This window comes from Bradyrhizobium sp. CAR08, from assembly GCF_052871955.1.
In genome coordinates, this window is the sequence record NZ_JBIXJX010000015.1 from 72,232 (window position 1) to 93,628 (window position 21,397).

Annotated in this window: 17 protein-coding genes; 16 read left to right on the forward strand and 1 reads right to left on the reverse strand. The window is 65.0% G+C overall.

Going from position 1 to position 21,397, the window contains the following annotated elements:
- Positions 1-454: 454 nt before the first annotated feature.
- The 5 genes from ACIPUD_RS28370 (at position 455) to ACIPUD_RS28390 (ending at position 7,091) form a co-directional block, all read left to right on the forward strand.
- A complete protein-coding gene (locus ACIPUD_RS28370; RefSeq protein ID WP_446481945.1) occupies positions 455-2,464 on the forward strand; it encodes a hydantoinase/oxoprolinase family protein in 2,010 nt (669 codons plus the stop codon).
- Positions 2,461-4,041: a hydantoinase B/oxoprolinase family protein gene (locus ACIPUD_RS28375; protein WP_446481946.1), complete on the forward strand. Its 1,581-nt coding sequence runs from the start codon at positions 2,461-2,463 to the stop codon at positions 4,039-4,041. Before ACIPUD_RS28370 ends, ACIPUD_RS28375 begins: the two co-directional genes overlap by 4 nt.
- Before the next feature lie 10 nt (positions 4,042-4,051).
- Positions 4,052-5,347, forward strand: coding sequence for an aminotransferase class III-fold pyridoxal phosphate-dependent enzyme (locus ACIPUD_RS28380; protein ID WP_446481947.1), 1,296 nt, complete (start codon positions 4,052-4,054; stop codon positions 5,345-5,347).
- A 137-nt stretch (positions 5,348-5,484) separates the two neighbouring features.
- Complete coding sequence (locus ACIPUD_RS28385) at positions 5,485-6,417, forward strand: N-carbamoyl-D-amino-acid hydrolase (RefSeq protein WP_085395456.1); 933 nt, start codon at positions 5,485-5,487, stop codon at positions 6,415-6,417.
- A gap of 5 nt (positions 6,418-6,422) precedes the next feature.
- On the forward strand, positions 6,423-7,091 hold the full coding sequence (locus ACIPUD_RS28390) for a flavin reductase family protein (RefSeq protein ID WP_085385942.1): 669 nt from the start codon (positions 6,423-6,425) through the stop codon (positions 7,089-7,091).
- On the opposite strand, the gene ACIPUD_RS28395 is transcribed toward ACIPUD_RS28390, so the two are convergent.
- A complete protein-coding gene (locus ACIPUD_RS28395) occupies positions 7,088-7,750 on the reverse strand; it encodes an aspartate/glutamate racemase family protein (protein ID WP_085385840.1) in 663 nt (220 codons plus the stop codon). The genes ACIPUD_RS28390 and ACIPUD_RS28395 overlap by 4 nt on opposite strands.
- A gap of 56 nt (positions 7,751-7,806) precedes the next feature.
- On the opposite strand from ACIPUD_RS28395, the gene hydA reads away from it, so the two are divergent.
- From hydA to ACIPUD_RS28450, 11 genes are all read left to right on the forward strand, one after another.
- On the forward strand, positions 7,807-9,276 hold the full coding sequence (hydA, locus tag ACIPUD_RS28400; RefSeq protein ID WP_446481948.1) for a dihydropyrimidinase: 1,470 nt from the start codon (positions 7,807-7,809) through the stop codon (positions 9,274-9,276).
- Positions 9,277-9,291: 15 nt separating this feature from the next.
- Positions 9,292-10,266, forward strand: coding sequence for an NAD-dependent epimerase/dehydratase family protein (locus ACIPUD_RS28405; protein ID WP_446481949.1), 975 nt, complete (start codon positions 9,292-9,294; stop codon positions 10,264-10,266).
- Position 10,267: 1 nt separating this feature from the next.
- A complete protein-coding gene (locus ACIPUD_RS28410; protein ID WP_085352387.1) occupies positions 10,268-11,017 on the forward strand; it encodes an SDR family oxidoreductase in 750 nt (249 codons plus the stop codon).
- On the forward strand, positions 11,014-12,450 hold the full coding sequence (locus ACIPUD_RS28415; RefSeq protein ID WP_085352388.1) for an NAD(P)-binding domain-containing protein: 1,437 nt from the start codon (positions 11,014-11,016) through the stop codon (positions 12,448-12,450). Before ACIPUD_RS28410 ends, ACIPUD_RS28415 begins: the two co-directional genes overlap by 4 nt.
- Before the next feature lie 119 nt (positions 12,451-12,569).
- The gene (locus ACIPUD_RS28420; protein ID WP_085352389.1) at positions 12,570-14,189 is read left to right on the forward strand and encodes an ABC transporter substrate-binding protein; all 1,620 of its coding nucleotides are present in this window, start codon (positions 12,570-12,572) and stop codon (positions 14,187-14,189) included.
- Positions 14,190-14,214: 25 nt separating this feature from the next.
- The gene (locus ACIPUD_RS28425) at positions 14,215-15,249 is read left to right on the forward strand and encodes an ABC transporter permease (RefSeq protein ID WP_085352448.1); all 1,035 of its coding nucleotides are present in this window, start codon (positions 14,215-14,217) and stop codon (positions 15,247-15,249) included.
- Complete coding sequence (locus ACIPUD_RS28430; protein WP_027569265.1) at positions 15,246-16,094, forward strand: ABC transporter permease; 849 nt, start codon at positions 15,246-15,248, stop codon at positions 16,092-16,094. Before ACIPUD_RS28425 ends, ACIPUD_RS28430 begins: the two co-directional genes overlap by 4 nt.
- Positions 16,091-17,761, forward strand: a complete 1,671-nt coding sequence (nikE, locus tag ACIPUD_RS28435; RefSeq protein ID WP_446481950.1) for a nickel ABC transporter ATP-binding protein NikE — start codon at positions 16,091-16,093, stop codon at positions 17,759-17,761. Before ACIPUD_RS28430 ends, nikE begins: the two co-directional genes overlap by 4 nt.
- A gap of 141 nt (positions 17,762-17,902) precedes the next feature.
- Positions 17,903-19,504, forward strand: coding sequence for an ABC transporter substrate-binding protein (locus tag ACIPUD_RS28440; protein ID WP_085352391.1), 1,602 nt, complete (start codon positions 17,903-17,905; stop codon positions 19,502-19,504).
- 17 nt (positions 19,505-19,521) lie between these two features.
- Positions 19,522-20,463 carry an ABC transporter permease gene (locus ACIPUD_RS28445; RefSeq protein ID WP_446481951.1) on the forward strand — a complete coding sequence of 314 codons (942 nt, stop codon included), beginning with the start codon at positions 19,522-19,524 and terminating at the stop codon, positions 20,461-20,463.
- On the forward strand, positions 20,460-21,383 hold the full coding sequence (locus ACIPUD_RS28450) for an ABC transporter permease (RefSeq protein WP_446481952.1): 924 nt from the start codon (positions 20,460-20,462) through the stop codon (positions 21,381-21,383). Before ACIPUD_RS28445 ends, ACIPUD_RS28450 begins: the two co-directional genes overlap by 4 nt.
- Positions 21,384-21,397: the final 14 nt, after the last annotated feature.

The window sequence follows — 21,397 nt, forward strand, 5'->3', positions numbered from 1 at the left end:
AAACCACCGCTTACTGATCGTACAATAAAGAGAGGCTGAGCCGACTGCCATGCATAGCTCATAAGCAATCGCATGGTCCGTAGGGCCGGTCGATCGCCTGCAAATTAGACAGTGCGTGCGGGGCGCGTGGATTGCGCTGCAGCGGATGTGGTGTTTCGTCCGGGAAAATTCGTGGTGCGCCGCACTTATGTCGCGTCGAACGATCCACACCGACGTGCTCTCCATGCGGGCAGGGCTGCACTAAAATGTGCCTCGCCGCGCCGCGCCGGTCGCGGGCTGGTCCAGTGCATTGCGACAACTCTGGCCCTATCCCGAGGCCATCGCTCTGTCGCACGCTCGCAAGCGGTGGCATGACAGGGGATGATGATGAGCGCTCTCGGTTTGCGATTGAACCTCGCGAAGGACGGGAACCACCCGGCGTCCGGTTCGAATGTCGTCCGCAGCTGACCCACACATGAGCACTGACGAAAATCACTGGGAAGTTGGCACCGATATCGGCGGCACCTTCACCGACATCATCGCGATCCGACACTCCCCCGCGGAGGCACGGATCGCGAAGGTGCCGTCGCGACCTCAAGCTCCGGTTCAGGCGATGCTGGAGGCGATCGAGGCGGTCGGCCTGCGCAAGAGCGAGGTCAAGCGCTTCGTCCACGGCACCACGCGCGTGACCAACGCCATCGTCGAAGGACGGCTGCCGAAAGTGGCACTGGTGGCGACCGAAGGCTTTGCCGACGTGCTGGAGATCGCGCGCTATCGCCGCCGCGATCTCTATCGTCTCGACGTCCCGCCAAAATCGCTGCCGCTGGTGCCGCCGGAACGATGCTTCGGGCTTGCTGAGCGCCTCGATCACGAGGGCCCGGTGCTGAAGGCGCTGGATGACGCGGAGATCGAGCGTCTGGTGGCCTGGCTGAAGGGGACCGGCGTGCAGAGTGTCGCGGTCGCGCTGCTGCATGCCTATGCCAATCCGGTGCACGAGAAGATGCTCGGCGAGCGGCTCAAGGGCGTCGTTGCCCACGTCTCGCTGTCGCACGAGGTCAATCCCGAGGCGCGCGAATACGAGCGGACTTCGGCGACCGTGTTCAACGCCGCGGCGATGCCGATTGCGGTGGAATATCTCAGCGAACTGGAGCTGCGGCTGCCGATCGGTCCCGGCCTGCAGGTGTTTCATTCGGCCGGCGCCATGGTGCCGATCTCGGCCGTGAAGCGGCGGCCGCTGGTGATGGCGATGTCGGGCCCCGCGGCCGGCGTCTCCGCATCGGTCAGCATCGCGCGCCAGCTCGGCACGTCCCGGATGCTGACGTTCGATATGGGCGGCACCACGACCGACGTGTGCCTGATCGTCGACGGTCAGGCCGAGATGACCGACGGCCGCATGCTCGGCGACAAGCCGCTGCGCCAGCCGATGCTCGCGGTGCACTCGATCGGGGCGGGCGGCGGCTCGATCGTGCGCAACGGCTCCGGTGGCCTGACGGTCGGACCGGAAAGCGCCGGCTCCGAGCCTGGACCGGCCTGCTACGGCCGCGGCGGTACCGAGCCGACCATCACCGATGCCAACGCCGTGCTCGGCTATCTCAATCCGGACGCCAAACTCGGCGACCGGATCGGAATTGACATCAAGGCAGCCAGTGATGTCATCGCGCCGATCGCGCGCACTCTGGGGCTGAGCCTGACCGAAACCGCGCTCGGCATCATCAAGGTCGCGAACGCGACAATGGCGCGCGCGCTCCGCCGCGTCACCGTCGAGCGCGGCATCGACGGGCGCGACTGCACGCTGCTCGCCTTTGGCGGTGGTGGCCCGATGCATGCCGCGGGCCTTGCAGATCTCTACGGGATTGCCGAGGTCGTCATTCCCAGCGCGTCGAGTGCGTTTTCGGCACTGGGCTGTCTCACTGCCGATTTCAGCTTCCTCCAGCAGCAAACTCTGCGCGCTGCGCTCGATGGCATCGACCTCGCCCGTGTGTCGGAGCGGATCGGGGTGCTGATCGACGATGCCTCGGCGCCGCTGATCGCCAACGGGGTTGCCGCGACCGAGATTCAGATCGAGCTGGTGGCCTTGATGCGCTACGCGGCGCAGAACGACGCCATTCCGGTGCCGTTCGCGCGACCGCTCGACGTCATCACGCTGAAGAAGGATTTTCTGGCCCGGCACCACGAGCTGTTCGGCTATGCGACGGGCGAGAGCTGCGTCATCGAGTCCGTGCGGGTGCAGGCGCGCCGTCCATCGACGACCGTCGTGAGCCGGCCGGCCATCGCGGTCAGAACGGTCTCCAAAGGCGAGCGCATCTGCTCGTTCGATGGCTTTCACGACATCGCCACAAGCATCATCAACCGTGCCTCGCTGACCGAAATCGTCAGCGGCCCGGCCATCATTGAAGACGCATGGTCGACCGTGGTGGTCCCGCCCGGCTGGCAGGCGAGGCCTGATGTTTCAGGCAATCTGTTCCTGACGCGGGGGGCCGCATGAAGCTCGATCCGTTCGTCGTCGAAGTCATCCGGCACGGGCTTTCGGCCGCCGCCGAGGAAATGAGCCTGGTGATGACGCGCTCGGCGCGCTCGCCGCTGCTGCGCGAGGCCGGCGACCTGTCGTCGGCGATCACGGACGCCCGCGGCGACCTGGTCGGGCAGGGCCGCGACATCCCGATCCATCTCGGCGCGATGGCCTACACGGTCCTCGAATTGCTGAAAGTGGTGCCGCGCGACAGCCTGAACGACGGCGACGCATTGATCTACAATGTCGGCCCGCTCGGCGGCAATCATCTCAATGACGTCAAGGTCGTGCGCCCGGTCTTCATCGACGGCGAGATCGTGGCGTTCGCGGTCAGCCTCGCACACTGGCCCGATATCGGCGGCACCTGGCCCGGCAGCTATTTTGCGAAAGCCATCGACACCTTCCAGGAGGCGATGCGCATTCCGCCGGTTCTGATCGCCACGGCAAGCGGCGTCAATACGCCGATCGTGCAGCTGCTCAAGGCCAATGTTCGAGATCCGGAATCCTGCGAGGGCGATCTTCTCGCCCAGATCGCCGCAACGAAAGCCGGTGAGAACCGCATCGTCGAGCTATGCCGCGAGCACGGCAAGGCGGTCTTCACGGCGGCGCAGTCGCGCCTGCACGATCTCTCCGAAATCGAGATGCGCGAGGCGCTCCGCGAGCTGCCTGACGGCGTCTACGAGGGCGAGGATTATCTGGACGACGGCGGCGTCGGCGACGCGCCCGCGCGCATTCATGTCAAGATCACCATTGCAGGCGACGAAGCGACCTTCGATCTTTCAGAAAGCTGCGACCGCGTCTCGAATTTCTGCAACACGACACCGTTCATGGCGCGCTCGGCGGTGGCCTATGCCGCGCGCATCATGAGCGGGCGCGACATGAACCAGAACGCGGGCGCGCTGCGGCCGCTGACCATCATCACGCGCCCGGGCTCCATTCTCGAGCCGGGGTGGAATGCCTCTGTTGCGGCCGGCAATCACGAGACCTCGATGCGCATCGTCGATGCGATCTTCCGCGCTATGCAGGACACTATTCCGGAGCGCCTGTCTGCGGGCGGGGCGACCACGGCGGGCGTCCTCTTCTTCGCCGAACCGCGGCAGAACGGTTCGTGGAAGATGCTTTACGAGGTGCACGGCGGTGGCGAGGGCGCGCGGCATGATCGCGACGGCATCTCGGCGACGCGGGTGCATCTGTCCAACACCTCAAACACGCCGGTCGAGGTGATCGAGGCGAATTACGCGATCCAAATCGAGCAGCAGGCCATTCGCTGGCAGTCCGGCGGCGCGGGCGCCCATCGCGGCGGGGACGGCGTCATTCGTAGCTATCGCATCCTGGCACCCTCAATCCATCTGACCACCTGCATCGAGCGCATGGTGATGGCGCCGTTCGGCATGCAGGGCGGTAAGCCCGGCAAGGCCTGCCGCATCTCGCTGATCCGGCAGGGCGCGAACGTCGCGATCGACGGCAAGTCGAACCTGGTGCTGCAGCAAGGCGATCTCGTCACGATCGAGACCTGTGGTGGCGGTGGCTACGGCGCCGAGGCTGCGGAATGAGGGGATTGCAATGAGCAGATTGTTGCGAACCGGGCTGAATGCCGGCGACAGCGCGCCCATGGACGTGGTCGGCGGCGAGGGCGTCTATTTTCATCTCTCGGATGGTCGCAAGCTCATCGACGGCAGCAACACCGGCGGCGGTCTCGGACATCGTCATCCCGCGATGGTGGAGGCGATCCGCCGCGCCGCGGATACGCCCGTCGTGAACGAGGGCTGGACCTGGGTCGGCCGCGAGCAGGCGGCTGACGACTTGATGGCCACCGCGTTCAAGGGCGAAGACGATTGGGTCGGTGCGGTGCGCTTCTGCATCAGCGGCAGCGAGGCCAATGACATGGCGCTGTCGCTCTGTCAGGCCCTGACGCAGCGGTCCGCGCTGGCGACGCGCGAACGCGCCTATCACGGCATTACGGGCCTGTCGCGCAGCATGACCGTGCAGCCGCAATGGCATGGCGGCCTCGCGGTGCACTCAGGCGGCTCGAAGCTGCCGGCGCCGATGGCGCCGGTGCGGATATTGCCGGCGCCGCAGGGCGCGATCTACGGCGCGCCGGCCAACAATGTTCCCCCCAGCGAATATCTGGCCGATGCCACGCGCCTGCTTTCGGATACGGCAGCGACGATCATCGACTACACGCAAGGCGGCATCTACTACGATGGCGCCTATCAGGACGAGGTGGCGCGGTGCGCGCGGCAGGCCGGCTCCTACTGGATCGCCGACGAAGTGGTGACTGGTGCGGGCCGTGCCGGGCGCTGGTTCGCGTTCCAGGGAGCCGAAAGTCGTCCCGTTATCGTGACGCTCGGAAAATCGCTCGGCGGTGGCGCGGCGGCGGTTGCCGCGGTCGTGGTGTCGAAAGACATCGTCGAGCGGCTCAAGGGCACGAGCTGGCAGAATTACGGCACGTTGCGCGGGCATCCCATCAGCATGGCTGCCGTCAGCGCCTATCTGAAAGTCATCAGCGATGACGAGATTTTGGAGCACGTCAGGGGTCTCGAAAAGCTGTTCACCCGCCGCCTTCTGGCCATCGCGCAGAAACATCCAAGCGTGCAGCGCCTGGCGGGGCAGGGGCTGCACTGGACCGTGGAGTTGCACGGGCCGGACTGGCGCTCCTGGCATGCCGACACCACCGAGGTGCCGATTGCCTCGCGCGTCGCGGAGCGGGCGCTGGAGGCGGGCGCCGTGATCGGGACCAGCGGCGAGCAGACTTCCCTGTTCCTCGCGCCGCCACTCGTGATTTCCGAGCATGAGGCCGGGCAGCTTCTGGACGCGCTGGACCACGGTCTCGATATTGCGGATGAGGAGCAGACATGAGGATGGAGCGTGCAGCGCACACGATGCCGATGTGCAGGCGCCGGCTGGCAAGTCCGGGCGATGCTGCGTTATGCTGCGCGCGCCGGCACGTGCTTGAAACTGTAGCTTAGCTCAAAGACATCACCAGGAAATCGCTGATGCGTATCGTCAATGTTGCCGCCGCCCAGATGGGCCCGATCCAGAAAGCGGACAGCCGCGAGGCCGTGGTCAAGCGCATGATCGCGCTGATGGATGAGGCCAAGAGCAAGGGCGCCGACCTAATCGTCTATCCGGAACTGGCGCTCACGACCTTCTTTCCGCGTTGGTACGTGGAGGACCGGGCCGAGTTCGACAATTGGTTCGAGCGCGAGATGCCGAACGCGGCGACGAAACCGTTGTTCGAGCGCGCGGCGCAGCACCAGATGGCGATGAATTTCGGATATGCGGAGCTGACGCCGGACGGGCATCATTTCAACACTGCTGTTCTCACCGACAAATCCGGCAAGATCGTCGGCAAATATCGCAAGATCCATCTGCCGGGCCATGTGGAATACGACACCAAGCGCTCGCACCAGCATCTGGAGAAGCGCTATTTCGAGCCGGGCGATCTCGGCTTCAATGTCTGGCGCGAGCTGGGCGGCATCATCGGCATGGCCATCTGCAACGACCGGCGCTGGCCCGAGACCTATCGCGTGATGGGCCTGCAGGGCGTCGAGATGGTGCTGATCGGCTACAACACGCCGTCGGTGAATGCGGAGAGGAGCGATGAAGGCGTCGAGAAACGGTTGTTCCATAACCGCCTCTCGGCGCAGGCCGGCGCCTATCAGAACGCGACCTGGGTTGTCGCGGTGGCCAAGGCCGGTAACGAGGACGGACACCCGCTGTTCGGCGGCAGCCTGATCGTCGATCCCAACGGCGAGATCGTCGCCGAAGCGAAGACGGAGGAGGACGAACTGCTGGTCCATCCTTGCGACCTCGATGCCACCACCTTCGGCAAGACCACGATCTTCAATTTCGCGCAGCACCGCCGCATCGAGCATTACGGCCTGATCACCAGCCAGACCGGCGCGGTGCCACCGCCGGAGAAGTGATGTCGATGGCGGACAAGGGCACATCAGGTATTCCCTTGCGCGAGCTCGATCCGCGCGACCGCTACAAGCTGCTTTGCGGCGTGGTGGTGCCACGGCCGATTGCGCTGGTGACGACGCTCGATGCCAACGGGGCGGTCAACGCCGCGCCCTTCAGCTTCTTCAACGTGTTCTCGGAGAGCCCGGCGCTGATCGTACTCGGGCTTCAGCACAAGCCGGATCACAGCCCGAAGGACACCACCCGCAACATCCATCGCGACGGCGAGTTCGTCGTTCACATGGTGGACGAGGCGCTGTCGGTGGCGATGAACGACTGCGCGGTTGATTTTCCGTCCGGCGACAGCGAGGTCGCCGCGGCCGGGCTGGCGACGCTTCCCTCAATCGAAGTGAAGGTGCCGCGCCTCGCCGCGGCCCCCTTTGCGCTCGAATGCCGGCGCCATGTCGCGTTGACCTTCTCGCCCGATCGCGAGCTGCTGGTCGGCGAGGTGCTCCGGGTTCACGCCCGCGAGGGCCTCGTCGATGAGGCCAACATGTATGTCGACCTCGACGCCTACCGGCCGATCGGCCGCATGTTCGGCAATCTCTACACGACGCAGCGGGACACGTTCGCGCTAGTCCGCGAGAGCCACGCGCAATGGCTCGCGCGGCAGGACGCCAAAGTGCTGAAGGACGCCTAGTGATTCGAGAACTGCACTGTACCCAGCGCCATGGTGACGGCCGCCTGTGTCGGGTCGATCACGGCAATGCCGAGCGCGTCTTCCAGCGGGCGGCGGTGCCGTGCCATGCCAGCGCAGCCCATCACGATGGCGCGGGCGCCGTCCTCGTCGCGCAGCGCGCGGCCGATTTCGATCATTTTGGCCAGCGTGCCTTCGCCCGAGGCGGTTTCGGCAACGCTCATGTTGAGCGGCCGCTCGCCGGCAAGACGTTCGGTCAGTCCCATCTGCCTGAGATAGCGCATGTGACGCGGGATCGAGCGCTGGGCGATCGCGATGACGCCAAAGGTCTCGGCGCGGGCCATCGCGGTCAGCACGCCGCACTCGGCAATGCCGAACACGGGGCGGTCGGTGCCTTCGCGACAGACCTGAAGCCCGGGATCGCTGTAGCAGGCGATGACAAAGGCCGCCGAGCTGTTGTCGCCCTCGACCAGCCGGCGCAGCGGCATGGCGACGCCATCGACATCGGCCTGGCTTTCGATGCCGAAGGGACCCTCGGCCAGCGTCTGGCAGACCAGTTCCGGCCCGCCTTCGAAACCGAGCGGCTTCAGCGCGTCCTCCAGCCCTCGCGTGACCGCAGGGTTGGAATTTGGATTGATGACGAGAATGCGCGGTCGGGACATGCTGGTCTTCCTGCAAAATTTCGATCACTTGGCTTGAGCCTATCATGGAGTGCCTCATGACTGAACCCGCTTACGACCTGATCATTCGCGGTGGGCGCGTCGCGACGACGACCGATGTCTTTGAAGCCGATGTGGCCATCTCCGGCGAGACCATCGCCGCTATCGGGCGTGGGCTTTCGCCTGCGAAGCGCGAGATCGACGCGCGCGGCAAACTGGTGCTGCCAGGCGGCGTCGACAGCCACGCCCATATCGAGCAATTGTCCGCTGCCGGCATCATGAACGCCGACACCTTCGAGAGCGCGACCGTCTCGGCCGCCTTCGGTGGCACGACCACGGTGATCCCGTTTGCCGCCCAGCATGTCGGCATGAAGCTGCCGCAGGTGGTGGAGGATTATCACGCCCTCGCCAAGAAAGGCGCCGTGATCGACTACGCCTTTCACATGATCATTGCGGATGCGACCAAGGAAACGGTCGAGGAGCACATTCCGGCGCTGGTGAAGCAGGGCCATGCCTCGATCAAGATTTTCATGACCTACGACCGGCTCAAGGTCGACGACGAGCCGCTGCTGGACATCCTTCTTGCCGCGCGCCAGTCCGGCGCGATGTTGTGCGCCCATGCCGAAAACCACGGCATCATCGCCTGGATGGTGAAGCGCCTGCTCGCGCGCGGCTACACAATGCCGAAATATCACGCCGTCAGCCACGCCCGCGTGTCGGAGGCGGAAGCCTTTACCCGGTTGATCGGCATGGCTGCGCTGATCGACCAGCCCATCATGATCTTCCACGTCTCCACCGCCGAAGGCGCCAAGGTGATCCGCGATTCGCGCGGGCTGGGATTGAAGGTGTTTGCCGAGACCTGTCCGCAATACCTGTTCCTCACCGCAGCCGATCTCGACAAGCCCGGGGTGGAAGGGGCCAAGTGGATGTGCAGCCCGCCGCCGCGGACGCATTCAGACCAGGAGGCGCTGTGGCAGGCGCTGTCGCTCGGCGATCTCCAGACCATCTCGTCGGATCACGCGCCGTATCGCTACGACGAGACCGGCAAGCTGCGCGCCGGCCCCAATCCGAACTTCAAGCAGGTCGCGAATGGCCTGCCGGGATTGGAGCTGCGGTTGCCGCTGCTGTTCGACGCGATAGTGTCGAACGGGCGGCTGGGCCTGGAAAAGTTCGTCGAACTGACGTCGACGGCGCCGGCCAAGATTTACAATCTGCATCCGCGCAAGGGCTCGATCGCGGTCGGCGCCGATGCCGATATTGCAATCTGGGACCCCGATCGCGAGACCGTGATCGCCGACGAGATGATGCACGACCTTGCCGGCTACACGCCGTTTGCAGGCCGCAAGCTGAAGGGCTGGCCGGTGTCGGTGCTGTCGCGTGGTCGGGTGATCATCGACGGAAACAAGTGCCTCGCGAGCGCCGGCAGCGGCCAGTTCCTGGCACGCAACGGCGGCGAGGCGGCCATGCCCACCGGCCGGCTCGTGGCCGACATGGATCCCGAGCGCAATTTCGGAGCGAAGCTACTGTGACGGTGATCGCGCGCGATGAAGATCGTCATCTTCGGCGGCACGGGGTTTGTCGGCCTCAATGTTGCGGAGGCGCTGCTCGCGCGCGGGCATGACGTCACGCTGTATGACCGTGCAGAGTTGCCGCCAGCCGCGCGGCGGTCTCTTGCCAAATACGGCGCACGGCTCCAAGCCGTACAGGGCGATATCACCGACGCAGAGGCCATCGATGCCCTCATCGCCGAAGGCGTTGATGCGATCATGCTCGGCGCGGCCATCACCGCCGGTGATGAACTGGAGAGGGCATCGACCGCGCGCGTTCTCGAAATTAATGTGATGGCGCAGATCCCGATCCTGCTCTCCGCGATCCGGCATGGCGTGCGCCGGGTCGTCAATCTCTCCTCGGCATCGGCCTATGGCGCCGCGGGCGCGCGGGTCGAGATTCTGGACGAGGACACGCCTTGCGATCCGGTCTCGTTCTACGCGATCAGCAAGTTCACATCGGAGCGATCGGTTGCGCGTCACGCCGAGCTCTTCGGCGGTGATTTCCTAAATGTGCGGCTGAGCGCGCTATTCGGACCGTGGGAGCGACCGAGTTCCGTGCGCGACACGCCAAGCCTCCAGTTCCAGATCTTGGCCGCGTTCGCGCGCGGCGAGCCGGCGATCATGCCTGAAGCGGGCATGCGGGATTGGATCTACGCGCCGGATGCGGCCGAGGCCGTCGCACTGCTGATCGAAGCCGAGCGGCCGCGCCACCGGCTCTACAACATCTCCCGCGGAGAACTTTGGCCTACGCTGCAATGGGGCGAGGCCTTTGCGGCGTTGCATCCCGGCCTGGAGTGCCGGGTCGCGGCGCCCGGCGAGAAAACCGTCATCAAGCTGCATGGGCCCTATCGCGCGCCGCTGTCGGTGAACCGGATGGCGGATGAATTCGGCTGGCGCGCGCAGTTCGGCTGCGCCGAGTCGGGGGCCGCGATGAGTGCCTGGTTGACGCAGCACAAGGAGTGGATCTGACATGCGGCTGCAGGGGCGCACGGCCATCATCACGGGCGCAGGCTCCGGCATCGGCCGCGCCAGTGCAAAGCTGTTCGCGGAAGAGGGCGCACGTCTTGCTCTGGTCGATCGCGATCCAGCCGGACTTCAGGAAACGTTGAGCTTGGTCGGCGAGGCAACGACGCATATTGGCGACGTCGGCGATGCCGATTTCGCCGAGGCGGTGGCAAATGATGTGGTAGCACGGCACGGCCAGCTCGATATCCTGATGACTGCCGCTGGCTTCTCCTGTGGCGGCACCGTGTTGACAACGGACCCCGCCGATTGGGATGCGGTGTTCCGCACCAATGTCGGCGGCACCTGGCTGTGGGCGAGGGCAGCCGTGCCGCAGATGCAGCGGCAGAACAGCGGTTCGATCATCACGCTGGCGTCGCAGCTTGCGATTGCCGGCGGCAAGGGCAACAGTGCCTATATCGCCGCCAAGGGCGCGATTGTCAGCCTGACCCGGACGATGGCGGTGGATTTCGCGGCGGACGGCATTCGCGTCAACGCCATCGCGCCCGGTGCGATCGACACGCCGATGCTTCGCCGCAGCTTTGCCCGCCACGCCAATGCGGACGAGGTGCGCGAAGCCTCCCGCGACCGCCATGCCATGAAGCGGTTCGGCCAGGCCGATGAGATCGCGCAGGCCGCGCTCCACCTCGCAAGCGATGCCTCCTCATTTACGACCGGCACCGTGATGGTGGTCGACGGAGGCTGGCTTGCGGCATGAGTGATGCGCTGACAGAGCTCGAAATGGACGTTCGCGCCGATCTCGCGCGGATCGCGCATCCCGGTGCCGCCTGGCTCGAACCGAAGACGGGACCGGATGGCAAGCCGGCGCTGGATGTGCTCGTGATCGGCGCCGGCCAATCCGGCATCGCCATCGGCTTCGGCCTGCTGCGCTCCCGCGTCAGCAACATCCTGCTGCTGGACAAGGCCGAGGAGGGGAAGGAGGGGCCATGGCTCGCCTATGCCCGCATGCCGACGCTGCGCAGCCCGAAGGACTATACGGGACCTGACCTCGACATCCCCAGCCTGACCTATCAATCCTGGCATGAGGCCCGCTTCGGCACGGAGAGCTGGCAGACACTCGACCTGATCCCGCGCGGCCACTGGGCTGAGTATCTGCTCTGGCTGCGGCGCACAGTCGGCTTGCCGGTGCGCAACGGGAGCGAGCTTCTGGAAATCCGGCCGGCGCGGGATGGTTTGCTGGCCGCACGCGTGAAACGTGGCGATGGCGTCGAGACACTCCATGCGCGCAAGATCGTGCTTGCGACGGGGCAGGAGGGGATGGGGAACTGGATGATCCCCGAGCCGCTGAGCCATCTGCCCATGAGCTCGGTCGCAACCGTCGCCGACGACATCGACTTCGAAAACCTTCGCGGCAAGCGCGTCGCCGTGATCGGTGCCGGCGCATCTGCCTTCGACAACGCAGCAACCGCGCTGGAAGCGGGCGCGGCGGAGGTGCACCTGCTGTGTCGTCGTGCGCAGATCCAGCTGATCCAGCCCTATCGCTGGCTGACTTTCCGCGGCTTCCTCCGCCATCTCAGCGATCTCGACGATGCCTGGCGGTGGCGCTTCATGCGCACCATCCTCGACATGCGCGAAGGCTTTCCGCAGGCAACTTACGATCGCTGCGCAAATCACGCCAATTTCACATTGCACGAGGGCGCCCCGATCGAGGCGGCCCGCGAGACCGATCGTGGTGTGGAATTGCAGACGCCGCGCGGCGCCATACCTGCGGATTTCGTCATCTGCGGCACCGGCATCGACATGGATTTTTCCGGCCGTGGCGAGTTGCGCGCATTTGCCGGCAATATCGCAACCTGGGCCGACCGCTACCAGCCCCCGGAGAGCGAGCGCAGCGCGCGGCTCGGTCGCTTTCCCTATCTCGCCGACGATTATGCCTTCACCGAGCGTGTCGCGGGCGATACGCCGTGGATCTCGAATATCCATCTCTTCGCCATCGCCTCCACCATGAGTTTCGGTCCGTCGGGATCGTCGATCAACGCGATGACGACCGCGGCGCCGAAGCTGGTGAATGGCCTGACGCGCGGCCTGTTTCGTGCCGATGTCGAACGGCATTGGGCCTCGCTTCGCGCCTATGACGTGCCGCAGGCCGTGGTGACGCGGCCAGCGCGAAACTTGGAGGAATCGCGATGATCGTCCATGCGCCGCCGCGACAAAGCGTCCACAAGAGCGCATCAAGAGACTGGCGCGCAACTTGCTTCTTTCTTAACCTGTCCTGTCGGCGTTCTTGTCGAAAATTTTGGGGAAAACGAATGCGTTTTGTGTCTTTCAGGATGGCATCCTCCGTGCTCGCCACCACTGCGCTTCTGCTTGTCGCCGCTGCGCCTGCGCAAGCGCAAACCAGGGCGGAGACGCTGCGCTATGTCACCGGTGCATCGGTCAACACGCTCGATCCCAACATCCCGGGCTCGACGCGGGAATCCTTCGCACTGAGCATGAGCACTTACGACCGCCTTGTGGCGTTCGGCCGCAAGCAGCTCAACGGCAAATGGGTGTTCGATCTCGACAAGATCACCGGCGAGCTCGCCGAATCCTACGACGTCAGTCCGGACGGACTGAAGCTGACGTTCCGTCTGCGCAAGGATGCTAAGTTCCAGGACGGCTCGCCCGTGACCGCCGAGGACGTCAAATGGTCGCTGGATCGCTGCGTCACCGCGCCGATCCTCGGCAAGGCACAATTGCTGACGGGATCATTGACGTCGGCTGACCAGTTCAAGGTGATTGATCCCCTCACAATCGAAGTGACGCTGCCGAAACCCGACAAGCTCGCGCTGCCGAATCTCGCGACCGTCTACCCGCTGATCATCAACTCGAAAGTCGCCAAGGAGCATGCGACACCAGAGGATCCATGGGCCACGGCCTGGCTGAAGGAGCACACCGCCGGCAGCGGTGCTTATGTCATCGAGAGCTTCAAGCCCGGCGAGCAAGTGATCATCAAGCGCAACGAGGATTGGAACCGCGGCTCGCCCGACAAGCCGGCGTTCTTCAAGCGCGTAATCGTGCAGTCCGTGCCGGAGCCCGCGACCCGCGCCAATCTTGTCGAGCGTGGCGATGCCGATCTCGTCGTTGATCTCCAGGCCAGCGACGTGCAATCGCTCGAAGCCAAGGGCAAGCTCAAGGTGATCTCGACGCCGCAATACAATTCGATCACCTTCGTCTCGATGAACAACCAGATCCCGCCTTTCGACAACGTCAACGTCCGCCGCGCCGTCGCCTTCGCGCTGCCCTATGAGGACATGTTCAAGGCTGCCCTGTTCGGTCGCGGAGCCCCGCTGTTCGGTGCGACTTGGCCGGATGGCAAGCCGTTGAACGGCATCTATCCGTTCCAGGCGCCGGTGAAGACCGATCTCGACAAGGCGAGGGAGTATCTGAAAGCTGCTGGACTCCCGGAGGGTTTTTCGACCACCTTCAGCTTCAACGTCGGCCAGGCCTCGACCGCCGAGCCGATGGCGGCCCTCGTGAAGGAATCGCTTGCCAAGATCGGGATCAAGGTCGACATCCAGAAGCTGCCGGACGCGCAGATGTCGACGCAGATCAACGAGAAGAAGCTGCCCTTGTTCACGGAAGGCATCGTCGCCTGGCTGCCCTCGACCGATTACTTCTACCGCAACTTCTACACGGGCAATCAGCGCTGGAATTACAGCTCGATCAACAATCCGGAGCTGGCGACGATCGCGCAGGAAGCGCGCTTCGAGCCCGACAAGGCCAAGTACGAGGAGGATGGCCGCAAGCTCAACGCGATCCATTTCAGCGAGATGCCGCAGATCCCGCTGTGGCAGCCGAACCAGGACGCCGTGATGGCCTCGTCGATCGAGGGCTATACCTACGAGTTCCATCGCCAAGTGGATTATCGGGACGTCAGCCGCAAGTGATCTCGACATGCAAGGGCTCTGAATGGTGATGACAGGTCTTGGTGCGACGGTGGCGCGGGCGGGGAGGCGGCTTCTGTCGTCGCTGCCGGCGTTGTTCGGCGTGCTGGTCTTCACCTTTCTACTGATGCGGGTCCTCCCCGGAGATCCCGCGGTGTTCTTCGCCTCGGGGCCCAATGCCGGCAAGGAAGAGATCGAGCAGATCCGCAAGCAGATGGGGCTCGACAAGTCGGTGCCGGAGCAGCTCGTGTTCTATCTGTCCGATGTCGGGCACGGCAATCTCGGCCGCTCCATGATGACCGGCCAGCCGGTCCTGAAGGACCTTCGCGAACGGCTGCCGGCCTCGCTGGAGCTCACCTTCACGGCGCTGCTGATCGCGCTGATCGCGGCGGTCCCGCTCGGCGTGGTCGCAGCCTTGAAACCGGGATCGCTGGTCGATCACGGCGTGCGGCTGTTCTGTGCGCTCGGCGTCTGCGTGCCGACCTTCGTCTCGGGCCTGCTGCTGATCTATGTGTTCTACTATCTGCTCGGTCTTGCGCCTGATCCGACCGGGCGGATCGACGTCTTCACCTCACTGCCGCCGCAGCGCACTGGGTTCCTGTCGATCGATTTCCTGCTCGGGGGGGACATCGAAGGCTGGTGGGCGGCCTGCAAGCAGTTGATCCTGCCGGCGCTGAGCATGGCCCTGTTCGTCATCGCGCCGCTGGCGCGGATCACACGTGCCTCGATGCTGGTCTCGCTCGGTAGCGATTTCGTGCGCACCGCGCGCTCCGTCGGATTGTCCTGGCAGAAGGTCGTCGTCACCTATGCGCTGCGCAATGCGATCCTTCCCGTCATCACCATTGCCGGCATCGTGTTCTCGACGATGCTTGGCGCCAATGTCCTGGTGGAGAAGGTGTTCTCCTGGCCGGGCGTTGCCTCCTACGCGCTCGATGCGCTGCTGTCGTCCGACTATGCGCCGGTGCAGGGATTTGTGCTGCTGATGGCTGGCATCTTCGTGCTGGTCAATCTGGTCGTCGATATCTGCTACGGCATCGCCGATCCCAGGGTGTCGATCGGATGACCAGCGCAACCCTCCGCCATTCGGTCTGGATTTTGCGCGGCAACCCGCTGACCGGCGTCGCCGCGGCCGGTGTCCTGCTGTTCGTCCTGGTCGCGATCTTCGGACCGTGGCTCGTGCCCTATGATCCCATCGTCTCCAATGTCTCGGAGGCCTTGCAGCCGCCGAGCGCGGCGCACCTTGCCGGCACCGACCAGCTCGGGCGCGACGTGTTCAGCCGCCTCGTCGTTGCGGCACGGCTCGACCTGGCCATCGCGGTCTCGGCGGTCGGCATCTCCTTCGTGATCGGCGCCGTCGTGGGCTCGTTCTGCGGCTATGCCGGCGGCAGGCTCGACCGCTCGGTCGGCCGCTTCGTCGATGTCATGATGGCCTTTCCGCTGTTTGTGCTGGCGATGGCGATGGTTGCGGCGCTCGGCAACCGGATCGAGAACATCGTCATTGCGACCGCGATCATCAATCTGCCCTTCTACATCCGCTTCGCCCGTGCCGAGGTCAACGTCCGGCGCAATGTCGGCTGGGTGGAGGCGGCGCGTTCCTGCGGCGAGAGTCATTTCTCGGTGGTGCTGCGCTTCCTGTTGCCGAACATCCTGCCGGCGATGGCGGTGCAAATCTCACTCAACCTCGGCTGGGCGATCCTGAACGCCGCCGGTCTTTCCTTCATCGGCCTTGGCGTCAAGCCGCCGACCCCGGAATGGGGCATCATGGTCGCGGAGGGGGCGCGCTTCATCTCGACGGGGCGGTGGTGGCTGGTGGCCTTTCCGGGCCTCGCGTTGATGATGGCCGTGCTGTGCTTTAACCTCCTCGGTGACGGGATGCGGGACATTCTCGATCCGCGCATGCGCACATGAGCGAGGAATTGCTCAGGATCGACGACCTCCACGTCGAATTCTCGACGCGACGAGGGATGGTCGAGGCCGTGCGCGGTGTGACGCTCACGGTCGAAGCCGGCGAGATGCTTGGCCTCGTCGGCGAAAGCGGCTCTGGCAAGTCGGTCACCGGTTTTGCCACGACGCGGCTGCTCGATGCGGCCGGCCGCGTCACCGCAGGCAAGATACTGTTTCGCGGGCAGGACGTCACAAAACTCAGGGGTGACGATCTCCGGCAGCTCCAGGGCGCCGCGATGTCGATGATCTTCCAGAACCCGCGGGCGGCGCTCAATCCGATCCGCGCGATCGGTTTGCAGATCGCGGACGCGATCCTCACGCACAAGCGGATATCGAAGGATGCCGCCCGCGCCGAAGCGCTGGAGCTGTTGCGCGCCGTCCAGATCCGCGACCCCGAGACGCGGATGAACGCCTATCCGCACGAACTTTCCGGCGGCATGTGCCAGCGCGTCATGATCGCGATCGCGATTTCCTGCAATCCCGCGCTCTTGATCGCCGATGAGCCGACGACCGGACTCGATGTCACCACGCAGAAGGTGGTGATGGACCTCCTGGCGGAGATTGCCGCCGCGCGCGGCATGGCGACGATCCTGATCACGCACGATCTCGGGTTAGCGGCGCGATATTGCCGCCGTATCGCGGTGATGGAACGCGGCCGCATCGTCGAAGAGGCAAGCCCCAGGACGCTCTTCGGCGCGCCGCAGCACGCCTATACCAGGCGGCTGGTGGCGGCGTCGCCAACCGCGACCTCCGGGATCGCGGACCTCGTGACGGAAGAGGAGCGGGAAGGCTACGCGGCTGTCATCGGCAGGCCCAGACGGGAGCCCGTCCACGGGACTCCGCCGCTGCTGGAGGTGCGCAAGCTCGCAAAACGCTTCGACGAGGGCGCTGCGGCGGTGGCGGACTTCTCGATGACGATGGCCGGCGGCGAGAGCGTCGGCCTCGTCGGTGAATCCGGCTCCGGCAAGAGCACGACGTCGCGCATGATCTGCCGCCTGATCGACCCGAGCGAGGGCGAGATCGTGTTCGACGGCCAGGCGATCGGCCATGTGGCGTCGCGCGACTTTCACCGCTCGCAGTTCCGCAAAGATATCCAGATGGTGTTCCAGGACCCGAACGAGAGCCTCAATCCGCGCTTCACCGCCTTCGACTGCATCGCCCATCCCCTGATGCGGCTCGATCGTATGCGTGGGGGCGATGCGCTGCGCAAGCGGGTGGAAGACTGCGCCGATCGCGTGGGGCTGCCGCTGGATCTGTTGCCGCGCTTTCCGCATCAGCTCTCCGGCGGCCAGAAGGCGCGCGTCGGCATCGCCCGTGCCATCGCCTGCCGGCCGCGCCTTCTGGTGCTGGACGAGCCGACCGCTGCGCTCGACGTCTCCGTTCAGGCCGTGGTGCTGCAACTGCTCGACCGCCTGCGGCGCGAGAACGACATCGCGCTGCTGTTCGTCAGCCACGATCTCAACGTGGTGCGGATGCTCTGCGACCGCACCATCGTGCTGCGCAATGGCGGCATCGTGGAGCAGGGCGAGAGCCGGGCGTTGTTCGACAATCCCAAGACCGACTACACGCGCAAGCTGATCGAGGCGATCCCGCATATCGAGACCGGCCCGGTGCTGGCGGCCGCGCTTTGAGGTCTCGACTGGCCCAGCTAGTGCGGATATCGCGCTGGCGAAGGTCTGGTTAGTGGCATACCATTTGCACGCCAATGAGCTCTGGTTTCACCTGTTCTTGGCCAACGATGGCCGGCATCACGGCACTATTGGGAGGATTTCATGGATCGCAGGACCGTATTGAAGGGACTGGCCGGCGCGGGCGGTCTGGCATTGAGCGGCCTCTCGGCCCCGGCGATCGCACAAGGCGCCTCCGCGCGCACCCTGCGCTTCGTGCCGCAAGCAAACCTTGCCAATTTCGACCCGATCTGGGGCACGCAATATGTCGTGCGCAATGCCGCCGCGCTGGTCTGGGATACGCTCTACGGCGTCGATTCCGCGCTGCAGCCGCAGCGGCAGATGGTCGAGGCCGAGGAAGTGACCGACGACGGCACCACCTGGACGTTCAAATTGCGGCCGGGGCTCAAATTCCACGACGGCGAGCCGGTGCTGAGCAAGGACGTCGTTGCGAGTCTCACTCGCTGGGCGGCACGCGATCCGATGGGGCTGATGCTCAAGGCGCTGCAGCAGGAACTCACCGCTGTCGACGACCGCACCTTCAAATGGGTGCTGAAGCAGCCGTTCCCGAAGATGCTCTATGCGCTCGGCAAGAACAACTCGCCTTGCGCCTTCATCATGCCGGAGCGCATCGCGCAGACCGACCCGTTCAAGCAGATCGGCGATTATGTCGGCTCGGGGCCGATGAAGTTCGCCAAGGGTGAGTGGGTCCCGGGCGCCAAAGCCGTGTTCGAAAAATTCGCCGACTATGTGCCGCGGCAGGAGAAGGCATCGTGGCTCGCCGGCGGCAAGCAGATGCTGCTCGACCGCGTCGAATGGATCGTGATGCCGGATCCGGCGACCGCCGCGGCCGCGTTGCAAAACGGCGAGATCGACTGGTGGGAGAACCCCATCGCGGACCTCGTCCCGGTCCTGAAGAAGAACAAGAACATCAGCGTCGACATCGGCGATCCCCTCGGCAATGTCGGCTCGTTCCGCATGAACTTCCTGTATCCGCCCTTCAACGACGTGCGGGCGCGGCGCGCAGTGCTGATGGCGATGAGCCAGGAAGACTATATGCGTGCGCTCGTCGGCGACGACAATTCGCTGTGGAAGTCGCTGCCGGGCTTCTTCACGCCCGATACGCCGCTCTACACCGAGGCGGGCGGCGAAGTCTTGAAGGGCAAGCGCGATCTCGACGCCGCCAAGAAGCTGCTCGCGGAGAGCGGCTATTCCGGCCAACCGGTGACGTGCCTGGTGGCGCAGGACCAGCCGATCACCAAGGCGTTCGGCGATGTGACCGCCGATCTCTTGAAGCAGCTCGGCATGAATGTCGATTTCGTCGCGACCGATTGGGGCACGGTCGGCTCCCGCCGCGCGCAGAAGACGCCGCCCGGACAGGGCGGCTGGAACATGTTCCACACCTGGCATGCGGGCTCGGACTGCATCAATCCGGCGCCCTACACCGCCATTCGCGCCAACGGCGACAAGGCGTGGTTCGGCTGGCCGAGCAGCCCCGGCACCGAGAAGGAGGTCACGTCCTGGTTCGAGGCCAAGAACCTCGACGAGGAGAAGGCCGCGGTCGCTCGCCTCAACAAGGTCGCGCTCGAGGACGTCGTCTACGCGCCGACCGGCTTCTTCCTCAGCTACACGGCCTGGCGCAAGAACGTCTCCGGCATCACGAAAGGGCCGCTGCCGTTCTTCTGGGGCGTGTCGAAATCCGCATGACCCTGCGCTGAAGCCAGATGCTCTCCTACATCCTCCGGCGTATCGCCTCGACCTTGCCCGTGATGGCGATCGTCGCGCTGTTCGTGTTCAGCCTGCTCTACATCGCGCCGGGGGATCCCGCCGTGGTGATCGCGGGCGATCAGGCAAGTCCGGAGGATGTGGAGCGCATCCGTCAGAGCCTCGGGCTCGACCGACCCTTCCTGATCCAGTTCGGCAGCTGGGTCTGGCGCATTCTGCACGGCGATCTCGGCACCTCGATCTTCACCAATCTGCCGGTCTCGACCATGATCGGCCAGCGTCTCGGGCCGACGCTGTCGCTGATGATGGTCACGCTCCTGCTCACGATCGTGGTCGCGGTGCCGCTCGGCGTGCTGGCGGCCTGGAAGGCGGGAAGCCTGATCGACCGGGCCATCATGGCCTTTGCCGTGTTCGGCTTCTCCCTGCCGGTCTTCGTCGTCGGCTATGTCCTCGCCTACGTCTTTGCGCTGGAGCTCGAATGGCTTCCCGTGCAGGGCTATACGCCGCTCGCCCAGGGCCTCTGGCCCTGGCTGCAAAACCTGATCCTGCCGTCGATCGCACTCGGCTGTGTCTACATCGCGCTGATCGCGCGTATCACGCGCGCCACCATGCTCGAAGTGCTGCAACAGGATTATATCCGCACCGCGCGCGCCAAGGGCCTCGGGCAGGGCGGCATCCTGTTCGTCCACGCGCTGAAGAACGCGGCAGTGCCGATCGTCACGGTGATCGGGATCGGCATTGCGCTTCTGATCGGCGGCGCGGTCGTCACGGAAAGCGTGTTCGCGATTCCCGGCCTCGGCCGGCTCACGATCGACGCGATCCTGCGCCGCGATTATCCCGTCATCCAGGGCATCGTGCTGCTGTTCAGCTTCGTCTACGTCCTCGTCAATCTGATCATCGACGTCGTTTATACGCTCGTTGACCCGAGGATCCGCTATTGACCGACACGACCGTCAATCCGCAAGCGCTGCCGGCGGGCTTCGTCCTCGCGCCGCAACTGCCGGAGATTCTTCGGCCCGTCGTGATCCGGCGCGGCTTCATCGGCCTGCTGCGGGGCCATCCCACCGTCGCCATCGGTGGCACGTTGCTGCTGATACTCGTCCTGATCGCGATTTTTGCGCCTTATCTTGGCACGGTGGATCCGACCGCACTTGCGCCGGCCAAGCGCACCCGCGCGCCGTCGGCGCTTTACTGGTTTGGCTCCGACGTGCTCGGTCGCGACATCTATTCACGCGTGCTGTTCGGCGCGCGCGTCTCGCTCACGGTCGGCTTGTCCGTTGCGATCTTCGCCTCCGCGGCCGGTCTCGCCATCGGCATCGTCTCCGGCTTCATCCGCTGGGCCGACGGCATCTTGATGCGCTTCATGGACGGCCTGATGTCGATCCCGCCGATCCTGCTGGCGATCGCGCTGATGGCGCTGACACGCGGCAGCGTCGGCAACGTCATTCTGGCGATTACGGTTGCCGAAATCCCGCGGGTTTCCCGCCTTGTCCGTAGTGTGGTGCTGTCGCTGCGCGAACAGCCTTACGTGGATGCGGCGGTCGCCTGCGGTACGCACACACCGATGATCATCCTGCGCCACATCCTGCCCAACACGCTGGCGCCGATGCTGATCCAGGCAACTTACATTTGCGCCAGTGCGATGATCACGGAAGCGATCCTGTCCTTCATCGGCGCGGGAACGCCGCCGACCATTCCGTCTTGGGGCAACATCATGGCCGAGGGGCGGGCGCTGTGGCAGGTCAAGCCCTACATCGTGTTCTTTCCGGCGGCGTTTCTGTCCGTCACCGTGCTCGCCGTGAATTTGCTCGGCGACGGTCTTCGCGATGCGCTCGATCCGCGCATGGCCAAGAGCCTGTAATGGCGAGGGGCTGA

Excerpts from the sequence above, each read along its gene's own strand:
- ACIPUD_RS28370 (WP_446481945.1), top strand. The coding sequence starts at position 455 with ATGAGCACTGACGAAAATCACTGGGAAGTTGGCACCGATATCGGCGGC.
- ACIPUD_RS28375 (WP_446481946.1), top strand. The coding sequence starts at position 2,461 with ATGAAGCTCGATCCGTTCGTCGTCGAAGTCATCCGGCACGGGCTTTCG.
- ACIPUD_RS28380 (WP_446481947.1), top strand. The coding sequence starts at position 4,052 with ATGAGCAGATTGTTGCGAACCGGGCTGAATGCCGGCGACAGCGCGCCC.
- ACIPUD_RS28385 (WP_085395456.1), top strand. The coding sequence starts at position 5,485 with ATGCGTATCGTCAATGTTGCCGCCGCCCAGATGGGCCCGATCCAGAAA.
- ACIPUD_RS28390 (WP_085385942.1), top strand. The coding sequence starts at position 6,423 with ATGGCGGACAAGGGCACATCAGGTATTCCCTTGCGCGAGCTCGATCCG.
- ACIPUD_RS28395 (WP_085385840.1), bottom strand. The coding sequence starts at position 7,750 with ATGTCCCGACCGCGCATTCTCGTCATCAATCCAAATTCCAACCCTGCG.
- hydA (WP_446481948.1), top strand. The coding sequence starts at position 7,807 with ATGACTGAACCCGCTTACGACCTGATCATTCGCGGTGGGCGCGTCGCG.
- ACIPUD_RS28405 (WP_446481949.1), top strand. The coding sequence starts at position 9,292 with ATGAAGATCGTCATCTTCGGCGGCACGGGGTTTGTCGGCCTCAATGTT.
- ACIPUD_RS28410 (WP_085352387.1), top strand. The coding sequence starts at position 10,268 with ATGCGGCTGCAGGGGCGCACGGCCATCATCACGGGCGCAGGCTCCGGC.
- ACIPUD_RS28415 (WP_085352388.1), top strand. The coding sequence starts at position 11,014 with ATGAGTGATGCGCTGACAGAGCTCGAAATGGACGTTCGCGCCGATCTC.
- ACIPUD_RS28420 (WP_085352389.1), top strand. The coding sequence starts at position 12,570 with ATGCGTTTTGTGTCTTTCAGGATGGCATCCTCCGTGCTCGCCACCACT.
- ACIPUD_RS28430 (WP_027569265.1), top strand. The coding sequence starts at position 15,246 with ATGACCAGCGCAACCCTCCGCCATTCGGTCTGGATTTTGCGCGGCAAC.
- nikE (WP_446481950.1), top strand. The coding sequence starts at position 16,091 with ATGAGCGAGGAATTGCTCAGGATCGACGACCTCCACGTCGAATTCTCG.
- ACIPUD_RS28440 (WP_085352391.1), top strand. The coding sequence starts at position 17,903 with ATGGATCGCAGGACCGTATTGAAGGGACTGGCCGGCGCGGGCGGTCTG.
- ACIPUD_RS28445 (WP_446481951.1), top strand. The coding sequence starts at position 19,522 with ATGCTCTCCTACATCCTCCGGCGTATCGCCTCGACCTTGCCCGTGATG.